This is a genomic window from Zobellia laminariae, assembly GCF_030553095.1.
GTDB classification, from domain to species: Bacteria; Bacteroidota; Bacteroidia; order Flavobacteriales; family Flavobacteriaceae; genus Zobellia; species Zobellia laminariae.
In genome coordinates, this window is sequence record NZ_CP130738.1 from 4,376,107 (window position 1) to 4,388,165 (window position 12,059).

Here is a 12,059-nt window from a genome sequence, read left to right on the forward strand (position 1 = left end):
ATTAGTTTTTGTTCAGTTCGCGGGCAACGCGTACCAATAGTTCTGACGGACTTACTGGCTTTGATATAAAGTCATTAGCGCCCAATTCAAATGCATTCAATACGTTTTCTTCATTTCCTGCAGAGGATATGATTATAATGGGTATTTGAGAATTCAATTCTTTACGGACGTATGCAATGAGTTCCATACCTGAGAAGTAAGGCATCATAATATCGCTCACTATTATATCTGGCATAGTACCAGCTAGATATTCCTTTACTTCTTTTCCGTTGGCACGGTGGCTAACATCGTAGCCTCCTTTTTTTAATCGAAAGTTGAGTAGAGATGCAAGCAACTCATCATCCTCCGCCAACAATAATCTCTTTTTGGTCATTGTTGGGGATTTTAATTGTTGGTCAACTCCACATAAGCACTATCTAATGATTTTTTTACTTTTGGGAATTCTTCATTAAAGCACTTACAAAGAAACTCTAGATGCTTGGGGTCTTGGTCTATTTTGCATCCTTTTTGAATTTGAACCACAATATCATGCAGACCATCTGTTCGCATCATAGCCAGTCCTGCTTTTATTTTATGTGCAGCGAAATCCAACTGTTCAAAATCCTCACTCTGAAGGTGAATTTTGGCAGCTCCCATGAACTCAAGGGCATTTCCTATGAAAAGGGTAATTAACTCACGCAAAAGGCCCATTTCGCCCATGCATTCCTCTAGAATTATACTTAAGTCTATTTGATTATCGCTATTTTGCTTATCGTTGGTCTTTCCTTTAAAAATTAAAAAGTCTTTTTCGTCCATAGCAGCATCAATTTCAAGGTCTTTTAAAACATTACCATAAGATTTATGGTGTTCTACAATAGCTTCGTATGTCTGCAAATCTATTTCTGGATAAGCAGTTTCAAACTCATTAGTTCTGGCTATCGATTTTTTTTCTTGACTATCATTACTAGAATCATTATTGCTCTCCCTAGATAGGAAGACCATTTCTAATAGATTCTTTTTGAAATGTTGAAAAGATATTTTAAGATGGAAAGCTTCGTCTGTAGTTAATTTTTCAGATGAAAAATTATTAAGATGTGATTCTAAATCCGATAATTGGAAAAGTAGGTTTTTCGTTTTCAATTTGGGTAGTTTAGGTTAATAAGAATGGGACTGATATATTGTTATTTTTTCATTACTTCATTTATAAAATCCTTAAGTATATTATGCTATAAAAGTAAAATTCTCTTTTTATCAGAGAGTAGGCAACTTTATGTTCCCTAGAGGCCTATACATGTTGTCAAAGTGCTTAAATTGTAGGTTAAAACCATATCAATATGAAGCATTTTATCTGTTTATTAAGTATTCTATCTGTCCTGTCCTGTGGCGAGACCAATAAAAAAGAACAAGATACCGCACAAGAAACTGTGCTGGAGAAAGCCAAAAAAATTCATGAAAAAGTAATTACCATTGATACCCATAATGATATCAATGTCCACAACTTTACAGATAGCCTGAACTATACTCAGCGGCTGGAGACACAAATTAATCTACCTAAAATGGAAGAAGGTGGTTTGGATGTTTCTTGGCTTATAGTTTATACCGGTCAAGATACATTAACCGATGAGGGTTATGCTAAGGCTGAAGAGAATGCTATGTCAAAATTTGAGTCCATTCATCGTTTGTGCGAAGAAATTGCTCCGGACAAAATAGATTTAGCCCTAACGTCAGATGATGTAAAACGTATACATGCATCCGGTAAAAAAGTAGCCATGATCGGTGTAGAAAATGCCTATCCTATGGGCAATGATTTAACCAATTTTAAAAAGTACTATGACCTAGGAGCACGTTATATTTCATTAGCACATAACGGTCATAGCCAGTTTAGTGATTCCAATACCGGAGAGAAAGATAGTGTATGGCTTCATAATGGTTTAAGTAAACTAGGTCAGGAAGCTGTAAAAGAGATGAATAGATTGGGGATTATGGTAGATGTATCGCACCCTTCAAAAGAGGCAATGAAACAGATGATTGCTCTTTCCAAAGCACCTATCATAGCTTCACACTCTTCGGCAAGAGCCTTGTGCGACCATAGTAGAAACCTTGATGATGAGCAGTTGAAACTTATGAAAGAAAACGGTGGGGTTGTACAAACCGTAGCTTTTAGTTCTTATTTGAATACAGAAAAAGATAAGGCTTACAATGCTTATATGAAGTCAATTTTAGAAAAAGTAGCCGATTCTATGGGTATTGAATGGTATACAAGAGATCAATTTTCTTCATTGACCGATACGCAGAAGGAAACTTTTATGAAAAATTATCCAAAAGTGAAAAAGATAGGAATTTCAATTGCTGACAAAACTGCTGGTGCTCCCCCAATGGTAGATGTAGCAGATTTTGTAGACCACATAGACTACATAGTCGATTTAATAGGAATCGACTATGTAGGTATTAGTTCTGATTTTGATGGTGGTGGCGGTATTAAAGGATGGTCAGATGCTTCTGAGACCTTTAATGTTACCCTTGAACTTGTAAAACGAGGATATACCGAAGAAGAAATTGCCAAATTATGGGGCGAAAATCTGTTGCGGGTTTTAGACGAAGTTCAAGCCGTTGCCAAAGGCATGCAAGAATCTTAGTCTTCTTTAGCTAAACGGTCTACAACGTATTCAATCTTTGTTTTCCCATGAGGCTTCGGCTTCCCGTTCTCACCAAGGTTTACCATAATAATATTATCAACGGTAACGATGGTCTCATGGGTCATTTTATTACGGACTTCGCAATTTAACGTTAATGAGGATTTGCCAAATTTTACGACCTCAATACCAATTTCAACAATATCGCCCTTTACCGCAGAACTCATAAAATTGATTTCTGACATGTACTTGGTAACAACTTTTTTACTCTCTAATTGAATAATGCTGTACAATGCAGCTTCTTCATCTATCCAAGCTAATACGCGACCTCCAAACAAGGTTTCGTTAGCATTTAAATCTCCGGGTTTTACCCATTTTCTTGAATGAAATCTCATGATACTAATGGTTTAAGTGTGTTGAATTTTTAGTAAAATTAGCAAACAAATGAACCCTAAAATAGTTTACCGGTAGAATCTTGCAACGTTTTTGGAATATGAAGGTCAGTATTCCATTTTTTATTCAATTTGTTAATAAATTGAGCGGAAATTAAAGGAGACTCCAATTCCATATTTTGATGAACAAAGAAATGGATGTTGCGCAAACCTTGTTCTTTCCAACAGTCAAGTCTATCAATCCAATCATCTAAACGGTCATAATCGCTTACATGATTTGCACCTACATAACGTACAAAAGCCTCATTATTAGTGAGGCGCATATGCAACATATCCCTACGTCCTGCAGTGTCTACAATAATATTAGCAATGTTATTTTCTTGTAATAGGTGATACAGTTCCTGACTTACTTTTTCATCATTAAACCAATCCGTATGCCTAAACTCCATAGCCAAAGGGAACTCTTTAGGCCAAAATTCCACAAAGCGCACTACCCTGTCCCAATTCTTAAGATCAAAATTATCATGCATTTGCAGGAAAATTGTCCCCAACTTCTCTTTAAGGTTTGAGGTAACTTCCAAATATCTATCAACTATGGGCAGTGAGGCTTCATTTAAGCGCCTCAAATGGCTGATGTCTCTAGATATCTTTGGGAAAAATTTGAAGCCTTCTGGCGTTTTATCATACCATTTCTCATATTGCTCCTGGAAAGATTCGGTAAAACGTAGCATTCAATTCAATACTGTTAAATTGAGAACTGTAATAAACGAGTTCATCTTTTGTGCCACGAGGATAAAAGTTCTTTAAATCCTGACGATTCCATTTAGCGCAACCTATTGATATATTAAGAGGCTGATTTTTATCCACAGTAGCCAAGACTCCTGCCGTATCATTATGGTCTTTTGGCAAGGTGAAATCTACCAGTTCTGGGTGTTCTACTTTTCCGAATTTCATTTTGATTCACTTTTCAGTTCAGTTTCATTCTTCCTCGTTGGAATTATGCCACTTCCTTTAAATAAAAAAGCGGCTATTAAAATAGCCGCCTTCTATAGTTTATCCTTAAATATACTATTTCATTGCCTTTTTAATAATATAACCAGCAATATTTTTAGCCAGTTTAGCATAACATTCAGAAATACGGTAACCGCTATTGTAATCATTACCCATGGCACCATAGCCTTGTACATCTTCATAGGTGCCCTCTAACAATACATTACTTGGATTCGCAGTTTCATAAACTGTAATAGTAGCATCTATTTCCGCATTCTTTCTCACCACACCAACATTATAACCTGCATAGATTTTATTTGAATGAATTTTCATTGTGTAATCTGCAGGGTCCATAGAAACGCTAACCTCGCCATCATCAAACCGTTTGTTGAACGATTCAATAAATTTAGGTTCGTAACGCTCTTCTCTATCTGCAAACCATGACTTTTTAAACTCCTCTCCCTTTCCAGCTTCTTTTTCTTCACGTTTTGCCATCTTATCGGCTAAGAAATCCTCCTCTGAATCATATTTAGGAATCTCTAGGTTACTATAATCGAATTCTAAAGTATAAGCCGATACATCTTTTAGATTTTTAATATCGCCTTGACTTACTTTCATCTTTTGTGCATAGGTACTAGCCGATACGACTAATAATGCCATTACTAAATGTTTACGCATCTGATTATAATTAATTATTATGGTTAATATTTAACTACAAGATACAAACGTTTCTAAAATGTGCAAGTTCTGCAACGACTTAAGTACACATATTTATTTTTCCATTTTAGAAGAGTTATTTAAAATTAAATAATCATAAATAAAACAGTAACCACTTCTAATAAAATAGATTACAAACTTTATCTAAAGTGAATTCTATTTTTTGATATACACAGTCTTCTTATTCAAAAACTCCTTGATACCATGAGAAGAAAGCTCTCTTCCGTAACCGGAAATACCAACTCCACCAAAAGGTAACCTTGGGTCACTTTTCACCAATTCGTTAACAAAAACTGCACCTTCATCAAATTGAGGAATAAGTTTTTTTACACGGTCTTTATTTGAAGAAAAAATACTCACTCCCAATCCAAAAACAGAATTATTAGAAAGTTCAACAGCCTCTTCATCTGTATCAAATATTGTAATTCCTATGGCAGGCCCAAATGTTTCTTCTTTAAAAATAGGCATATCTACAGTAACTTCAGAAAGTATGGTGGGTTCAAAATAAGTACCTCTCCTATTTCCACCTAAAACAACTTTAGCACCCATTTCAATAGAGCCAGAAACCTGCTTTTCTAAATCTTCTGCCAAATCCTCACGGGCCATAACGCCTATATAAGTGTCCTCGGCCATTGGGTCCCCCACTTTAAAACTCTTAACTTTCTCTACATACCTCTTGGTAAACTCTTCCGCTATACTTCTATGTACCAAAAGGCGCTTGCCAGCAATACAACTCTGACCAACATTTTGAAAACGAGCCGTAGCACATGTCTCTATAGTTTCATCTAAATTGGTGTCCTCAAACACTACTAGAGCATTGCTTCCTCCTAACTCTAATACCGATTTTTTTATATTTTCTCCGGCAATAGACGCAACGGAAGCTCCTGCGGGCTTACTTCCCGTAAGTGTTACGGCCTTGACCAAATCATTCTCTATCACCGATTTAATCTTATCACTGCTTAGTACTAAGTTTTGAAAACATCCTTTAGGAAAACCGGCATTTTCAAATACTTCTTGTATCATTTCAGCGGACTTCATAACATTTGAGGCATGCTTTAAAATACCTACATTGCCGGCCATTAAATTAGGAGCTGCAAAACGGAAAACTTGCCAAAATGGATAGTTCCAAGGCATAACCGCTAATATCACACCCAAAGGTTGGTACTTTACATAACTAGTTTCCGCATCCGTTTCAATAATCTCATCTTGCAACTGACTTTCTGAATTTTCTGCGTAATATTCGCAAGCCCATGCACATTTTTCTACTTCTGCGATGGCTTGAGAAATAGGTTTCCCCATTTCTTTGGTGATAATCTCAGCATACTTCCTTTTGTTATTACGAAGCTCTTCGGCTGCTTGAAACATCAGTTTTGACCGCTCTTCATAGGAAGTCTTTTTCCACTCAATAAAACATTCATGTGATGCTTTAATTTTTTCTTCTAACTCACTATTATTTAATTCTTTAAATTGAAATAATTTTTCTCCGCCATATGGATTTACCGACTCTTTCATTTTCCACTTTTTTTATTTGAAACCAACTATTTCTTCATTGGCCGTGTATCTCTCTATTACAAAGTAACAAGTTTGAATTAATGTTCATAACCTCGTTAAGAACTAATTTTAACACAAAAAGGCACAGCCCGCTTAATCTCTACCTTTATAAAAACCCGTATTATGAGCGATCGATCTAGTATTCTCTTAAGCATTCGTCCAGAAATTCCTTCCGCAAAAATTACTGATGGTATGAGCGAAAACGAAAGGTTTCAAAACCTAACCTTACGCCCTATACTTAAGCTACAAAACTTCATGTTCGTAGCAGTTTTCAAGAATTATATTGCAAAACATAAGAACAGTTTTTATGAACTTACATTAGAGAAACGTTTAGACTTCATTGAAAATGCCATCCAAAAAGACATCAAATTCCGTAATTCTCTAAAAGGAATTGTAATTGGCCAATTTACCTTAGAAGAATACGAACTATACATTAAAAACTCTTCAGCATTAAACAAACGCATGATGAGCATGGTTGTAGACCGCCTAAAAGACCAAATACAGCTGTTTGAGCAGAAAGTACTAGTCTAATAGCGATTCCCCGTTTAAATTGGTTGTGAGCACGTCACTCATGTAATCGAAAAAAGGTCGTATTGCACTAAAGGTCTTATTAACTTCATCTGCAAAACTTGGAGAAAGCACTTCCTTATCCGTGAATTTTCGCGTAAAAATGAATTGTTTCTTTTTTATCAAATCAATATCCTCATGGGTTTTGTCAAAACCTTTGGGCGCTGTCTTCAATTCATCGCCCTGTAGTTCTCCCCAGGTAGCCTTTAATTTCTTTTCAGATAAGATTTCACGCATTTCAGAAGCATCTTCTTCCAATTCTTTTCGAATACGAAGTAAATCTTCTTTATTCGGATCCCAAAAACCAGTTGCTAGAAATGACTCTCCTGGTTTTATTTGTAGATAGTAACCACCCCGTCTTTGGGCTCCTGCCCTGGAGAAAGAACCTGCAAAATGAGCTTTATAAGGTGTTTTGTCCTTAGAAAAGCGAACATCCCTATAAATTCTAAACATTTTTGTTCTTTCTATTTCATCGTGAGTTCCAAGCTTAACCGCTACAGCCTCAAAAAAGGCTTTTACACTCTGTTCGTGACGTTTAAACTCTGGTTTGTTTTCGGTAAACCATTCCCTATTGTTATTATTTTTAAGCTGAATTAAAAAATTGAGCGTTTCTTTAGTAATTATCGGATCTAACATACGACCTAAATGTTGTTATTTTAGATAAAGTTAACCTTTTTACGAAATCGGCTTTTAGATTTATCAGTAATTTAGCCCTATCATCAAAATGCATATGGACCATACTTCTATCATTGATAAAATTAATAGGCACAAGAAACAGCCTAATTTAAGATACAAACTAAAAGAAAAGGTTGAAGAGTTTACCAATTTACTTTTTTATACGCTCTTTGATATTGACACACCCGTAGAAAAGAATCTAGACAAACTAGAGCTACTTTTTGATGACGTGGTTGATTTGGCGTGTTGGGATACAAAAAAACCTTGTAAAAAACTTTGGGAGAACTACGTTGAAAAACTGCCCAACATACTGGAGCGTCTGAATCTTGATGCTGAAGCAACGGTAAATTGCGACCCTGCATCATTATCCGTAGAGGAAGTTTATATGGCATACCCAGGGTTTTACGCCATTGTTATTTATCGTTTAGCTCACGAACTGTATTCCATAGGTTTCCCTTTGGTTCCGAGATTAATGACTGAATATGCGCACCGCCAAACAGGGGTTGATATTAACCCTGGAGCCCAAATTGGAAATTCGTTTCATATTGATCATGGTACAGGTGTGGTTATAGGAGAAACTGCAATCATTAAAGAACATGTAAAGATATACCAAGGTGTAACCTTAGGCGGACTTTATGTGGCTAAACACTTGCATAGTACTAAACGGCACCCAACTATTGAAAGAAACGTCACCATATACGCAAACGCTACCATATTAGGTGGTAAAACGGTAATTGGCGAGAACTCCATTATTGGAGGTAATGCTTGGCTAACAGCATCGGTTCCTGCAAATTCAACCGTTTTTCACACGCCTGATATTAAAATAAAAACACTGCCCAATGTCTCATAGTATTTTAGACCTAATCGGTAATACCCCTTTGGTAGAATCGAAAGTATTAAACACAAACCCTAACGTTAAGCTCTATTTTAAAATGGAAGGCCACAATCCATGGCGGAAGTGTAAAAGATCGTGCTGCGTTTAACATGATTAGAAATGGACTTGAGCGTGGTGATTTTGATAAAAATTCTAAGCTTATAGAGGCTACGAGCGGAAATACAGGTATTGCATTAGCCATGATTGCTGGAATCTATGGTCTTGATATGGAATTGGTAATGTCCGAGAAAAGCACCATCGAACGTGTAAAAACCATGAAAGCTTATGGAGCAAAGGTTACCCTTACCCCTGCGGATATTGGGATTGAAGGTGCTAGAGATTATGCCGAAGCCAAGGTGAAAAACGAAGGTTATGTAATGATTAATCAGTTTTCTAATGATGATAACTGGAAAGCACACTACAAATCTACCGGTCCTGAAATTTGGAATGATACTGATGGAAAAGTAACTCATTTTGTCTCCTCTATGGGAACCACAGGTACCATTATGGGTACGTCTACCTATCTAAAGGAGAAAAACTCGGATATTCAGATTGTTGGTGTTCAACCCACGGACAATTCTAGTATTCCATAATTCGAAAATGGCCAAAAGAATATTTACCTAAAATTTTTGATGCTAAAAAAGTTGACCAGACTATAGAAGTCAGTCAAGAAGAAGCCAAACAAATGGCCATACGGTTAGCTAAGGAAGAAGGCATCTTTTCAGGTATGAGCAGCGGTGGAGCTGCGGCAGCGGCTTTACGGCTAGCGGAAACTTTAGAAAGTGGCGTTATTGTTACTATTGTCTGTGACAGAGGAGACCGTTACCTTTCTTCTGATTTATTTGACTAGAAAATTGTTGATAGACTAAGGTTTCTATATCAATCTAAAATCGTATTCATTCCTTCTTTGAACACTTTAAAGTCTTGAAGGTAATTATGTCCTGCTTTAGGAATACCAAAGAGTTTTTTGTTCTTTCCATAATAGCCTTGTAAAGCTTTTCTGCAGACACAAACGGGATTACGCCATCTTCTTTTCCATGGAAGATATAGATGGGGCATTCTACTTTTTGTACAAATTCATTAGAAGGAAACCTGAAGTTAGACAACCAATCTATGGGTAAAAACGGAAAACGATGCTTACCTAGCGCCACAGCACTATAGAAGGGAGACTCCAGCACCATTTTCTCCGGATTATTTTCAGAAGCCAACCATGTTGCCACTCCCGTACCAAAAGACCTGCCGTAAACTATAATTTTATCTTCTGTATATTGCTCCTTGGCATAATTATAAAAGAGCTGAGCATCATCATATAAAGCTTGCTCACTCATCTCTCCCGTACTTTTCCCAAAGGTTCTATAATCTACCAAAATAGACTCATAACCTTTCCTAGAAAAAAGGTTTGCTACATGTATGAGGTGAGAAATATTACCTGAATTACCATGAAAGTAAAGAATTAGACCTTTAGCGCTATCTTGCTTAATATGAACGGCGTTCAGTTTAGCGCCATCAGTCGCAGTTAAGTTTAGCTCCTCAAAATCTTGACAAAAATCATAGGTATGGTTAAGCGGCATTTTTGACGGAAAGAATACCAAACGTTCTTGGAAATTATAAGCTAGAATAGCTATTAAAGCATATAGAAATACAAGTATCAATCCCCATTTTTTCAATCTACGCATGAAGTACTAAATTTTATTGGTGCTGTTTATTAGAAATATAATTATGATGTTTAAAAAGGTGGACGTCACTACAACCAGTTTTTTCTTTTGAAATAAACCATCATACCAATAAAAAGGGCTATCATCAATGCCCATACGTAATAGTATCCGTTTGCAGTATGTAATTCCGGCATATTATCAAAGTTCATTCCGTAGACGCCAGCAATAAATGTAAGCGGTATAAAAATAGAAGCCATGATGGTCAATACCTTCATAACTTCGTTCATTTTGTTGCTCATATTACTCATATACATTTCCATGAGACTCATAGACATTTCTCTGTAAATCTGGAGGCTTTCATTAATTTCCAAAGAGTGATCTAAGGCATCTCTTAGAAAAACTTTGGTGTCTTTGGTAATCAAGGGATTTTCTGTATCAATCAAGCGGCTAACCAATTCTTTAACGGGGAATATCCAACGTCTTATTCTTAAGACTTCCTTCTTTATTTGTTGAATTTCCTGAGCAATTTCTGGTGTAGGGTTATCATATACCACTTCCTCCAAATTCTCTATTTTGTGATTCAAATGCTCAAGAACAACAAAATAGTTATCTACAATAGCATCCAATAATGCAAAAAAGAGGTAATCTGCACCCCGAGTTCTTATACGACCCGATTTACTTTTGATTCGTTGCCTTACTCCTTTAAAGACATCATCATCCATTTCTTGAAAAACGAGTACATTACTATCCATTAGTACCATCGCGACATGTTCGTATACGATTTCTTGCTCGTTATTTATGTACAGCATCTTGAAAACACTAAATATATAATCCTCGTATTCGTCAATTTTTGGCCGTTGATGGGTATCTACAATATCTTCCAGCACAAGAGGATTGAGTCCAAAGCGTTTACCGATTTTTTCGATAAAAACTTCGTCACTAATACCTACAATATCTATCCATGAAATTTCTGGTACTTCCTTATGCGCAACAATTGCATCTATATCTCCCGGAATATGTTCATTATAAACATTTTCATTGTATTCCAAAATATTTGTGATACTCGTTCCTCCTTCCCTACGCCCCATATAGGTAATCGTCTAAGGAGCTTTGCCCATTTTCTTTTGAAATTTGGAAGCTTTTTTTGGAATCAATTTCCCTAACCTTTTTCGTCTTGACATGAACAGATTAATTTTTATAAATATAGTAAGAAGTTGGTAACTAGATTTCTTGATTTTCAAAATGTAGGTCATGCAAAAGCAAACCAGAAATAAGGTGCTACGTAGGTAAGCTTCATAGTACTTTCTGGTTGTAAAGAATCTTGAATATCAGCCAAAGACAGCTCTCCTTTTCCTAGTTGAATTAACGCCCCCATCATCATCCTAATCTGGTAACGCATAAAACCTTTTCCGCTTACATGCAGTGCATAACTTTTTTCAGGAAAGAAATTGGCTTTTAAGAGCTCATTTTCCTTTAGTTCACATGAGATTATGGTGCGTTCAGTTTTCGTGTTCTCCTGTAATCTAGCCGTATAAATTTTAAAATTATGAGTTCCCTCAAATAATTTTGCGCCTTTCTGCATTAAATTCACATCTAGCTTATTTAGAATGTTAGCTAGAAAAGGTGCACAAAAAGGATGATTTTTTTCACCATGAGAGAAGAGATAAACATACTCTTTTACTTTTGCATCTTGAATGATATTAAAGGAACTATCCGTTTCCGTTATGTCCAATACTCTAATATCCGGAGGAAGATTCTCATTAAAAAGTTTTAAAAATACCTCCATATCAGTTAAAGGCTCTCCATCTATAAACAGTTCAAACACCATAGATAGCGCCGATACTTTGGCGTCTGTGCGGCCTGCCCCTAAAATTTTAAACTTTTGACCGTCTAAAATAAACTTTAAGGTCTTGGTAAGCATAGTCTCCACCGTTTTTTTTTAGTTGCTTCTGCCATCCGCTATAACGAAAACCTAAATATTGTAGACGTACTAAATAACAATAACGGGCAACTTGCATACAATTCT

The 12,059-nt window shown here is 36.1% G+C and carries 12 protein-coding genes and 2 pseudogenes; 4 read left to right on the top strand and 10 right to left on the bottom strand.

From position 1 onward, the window contains the following. Nucleotide 1: 1 nt before the first annotated feature. On the bottom strand, nt 2–373 hold the full coding sequence (locus Q5W13_RS21110) for a response regulator (RefSeq protein ID WP_155596535.1): 372 nt from the start codon (nt 371–373) through the stop codon (nt 2–4). An 11-nt stretch (nt 374–384) separates the two neighbouring features. Next, entirely contained in the window at nt 385–1,119 is a 735-nt protein-coding gene (locus Q5W13_RS21115; protein ID WP_304444401.1) for an Hpt domain-containing protein, read from the bottom strand. Nucleotides 1,120–1,313: 194 nt separating this feature from the next. Here Q5W13_RS21115 and Q5W13_RS21120 point away from each other — a divergent pair, with 194 nt between their 5' ends. Continuing rightward, on the top strand, nt 1,314–2,615 hold the full coding sequence (locus Q5W13_RS21120; protein ID WP_155596537.1) for a dipeptidase: 1,302 nt from the start codon (nt 1,314–1,316) through the stop codon (nt 2,613–2,615). Here the strand turns inward: Q5W13_RS21120 and Q5W13_RS21125 are convergent. The 4 genes and pseudogenes from Q5W13_RS21125 to Q5W13_RS21140 form a co-directional block, all read right to left on the bottom strand. Further along, on the bottom strand, nt 2,612–3,007 hold the full coding sequence (locus Q5W13_RS21125) for an acyl-CoA thioesterase (protein ID WP_155596538.1): 396 nt from the start codon (nt 3,005–3,007) through the stop codon (nt 2,612–2,614). The two genes, Q5W13_RS21120 and Q5W13_RS21125, sit on opposite strands and share 4 nt — an antisense overlap. Before the next feature lie 56 nt (nt 3,008–3,063). Beyond that, nucleotides 3,064–3,958 (bottom strand): annotated as a pseudogene (locus Q5W13_RS21130) (DUF72 domain-containing protein). Nucleotides 3,959–4,072: 114 nt separating this feature from the next. Continuing rightward, the gene (locus Q5W13_RS21135; protein WP_237332290.1) at nt 4,073–4,654 is read right to left on the bottom strand and encodes a hypothetical protein; all 582 of its coding nucleotides are present in this window, start codon (nt 4,652–4,654) and stop codon (nt 4,073–4,075) included. Between the two features lie 213 nt (nt 4,655–4,867). After that, a complete protein-coding gene (locus Q5W13_RS21140) occupies nt 4,868–6,223 on the bottom strand; it encodes an NAD-dependent succinate-semialdehyde dehydrogenase (protein ID WP_304444402.1) in 1,356 nt (451 codons plus the stop codon). A gap of 162 nt (nt 6,224–6,385) precedes the next feature. Between Q5W13_RS21140 and Q5W13_RS21145 the strand changes: the two genes are divergently transcribed. Then, entirely contained in the window at nt 6,386–6,793 is a 408-nt protein-coding gene (locus tag Q5W13_RS21145) for a glyoxalase (RefSeq protein ID WP_155596542.1), read from the top strand. On the opposite strand, the gene Q5W13_RS21150 is transcribed toward Q5W13_RS21145, so the two are convergent. Then, nucleotides 6,785–7,465, bottom strand: coding sequence for a DUF2461 domain-containing protein (locus Q5W13_RS21150; protein WP_304444403.1), 681 nt, complete (start codon nt 7,463–7,465; stop codon nt 6,785–6,787). The genes Q5W13_RS21145 and Q5W13_RS21150 overlap by 9 nt on opposite strands. A gap of 94 nt (nt 7,466–7,559) precedes the next feature. Here Q5W13_RS21150 and epsC point away from each other — a divergent pair, with 94 nt between their 5' ends. Then, on the top strand, nt 7,560–8,354 hold the full coding sequence (epsC, locus tag Q5W13_RS21155) for a serine O-acetyltransferase EpsC (RefSeq protein ID WP_304444404.1): 795 nt from the start codon (nt 7,560–7,562) through the stop codon (nt 8,352–8,354). Next, nucleotides 8,344–9,228 (top strand): annotated as a pseudogene (gene cysM / locus Q5W13_RS21160) (cysteine synthase CysM). The gene epsC and the pseudogene cysM overlap by 11 nt, the downstream one beginning before the upstream one ends. 46 nt (nt 9,229–9,274) lie before the next feature. Here cysM and Q5W13_RS21165 read toward each other — a convergent pair. The 3 genes from Q5W13_RS21165 to Q5W13_RS21175 form a co-directional block, all read right to left on the bottom strand. Further along, complete coding sequence (locus Q5W13_RS21165; protein WP_304444405.1) at nt 9,275–10,054, bottom strand: alpha/beta hydrolase; 780 nt, start codon at nt 10,052–10,054, stop codon at nt 9,275–9,277. A 68-nt stretch (nt 10,055–10,122) separates the two neighbouring features. Then, the gene (gene corA, locus Q5W13_RS21170) at nt 10,123–11,121 is read right to left on the bottom strand and encodes a magnesium/cobalt transporter CorA (protein ID WP_304444406.1); all 999 of its coding nucleotides are present in this window, start codon (nt 11,119–11,121) and stop codon (nt 10,123–10,125) included. Between the two features lie 161 nt (nt 11,122–11,282). Next, a complete protein-coding gene (locus Q5W13_RS21175; RefSeq protein WP_368662335.1) occupies nt 11,283–11,954 on the bottom strand; it encodes a tRNA pseudouridine synthase A in 672 nt (223 codons plus the stop codon). Between the last annotated feature and the right edge of the window lie 105 nt (nt 11,955–12,059).

Excerpts from the sequence above, each read along its gene's own strand:
- Q5W13_RS21175 (WP_368662335.1), bottom strand. The coding sequence starts at position 11,954 with ATGCTTACCAAGACCTTAAAGTTTATTTTAGACGGTCAAAAGTTTAAA.
- Q5W13_RS21165 (WP_304444405.1), bottom strand. The coding sequence starts at position 10,054 with ATGCGTAGATTGAAAAAATGGGGATTGATACTTGTATTTCTATATGCT.
- Q5W13_RS21120 (WP_155596537.1), top strand. The coding sequence starts at position 1,314 with ATGAAGCATTTTATCTGTTTATTAAGTATTCTATCTGTCCTGTCCTGT.
- Q5W13_RS21125 (WP_155596538.1), bottom strand. The coding sequence starts at position 3,007 with ATGAGATTTCATTCAAGAAAATGGGTAAAACCCGGAGATTTAAATGCT.
- Q5W13_RS21110 (WP_155596535.1), bottom strand. The coding sequence starts at position 373 with ATGACCAAAAAGAGATTATTGTTGGCGGAGGATGATGAGTTGCTTGCA.
- Q5W13_RS21145 (WP_155596542.1), top strand. The coding sequence starts at position 6,386 with ATGAGCGATCGATCTAGTATTCTCTTAAGCATTCGTCCAGAAATTCCT.
- corA (WP_304444406.1), bottom strand. The coding sequence starts at position 11,121 with ATGGGGCGTAGGGAAGGAGGAACGAGTATCACAAATATTTTGGAATAC.
- Q5W13_RS21150 (WP_304444403.1), bottom strand. The coding sequence starts at position 7,465 with ATGTTAGATCCGATAATTACTAAAGAAACGCTCAATTTTTTAATTCAG.
- Q5W13_RS21140 (WP_304444402.1), bottom strand. The coding sequence starts at position 6,223 with ATGAAAGAGTCGGTAAATCCATATGGCGGAGAAAAATTATTTCAATTT.
- Q5W13_RS21135 (WP_237332290.1), bottom strand. The coding sequence starts at position 4,654 with ATGGCATTATTAGTCGTATCGGCTAGTACCTATGCACAAAAGATGAAA.
- epsC (WP_304444404.1), top strand. The coding sequence starts at position 7,560 with ATGGACCATACTTCTATCATTGATAAAATTAATAGGCACAAGAAACAG.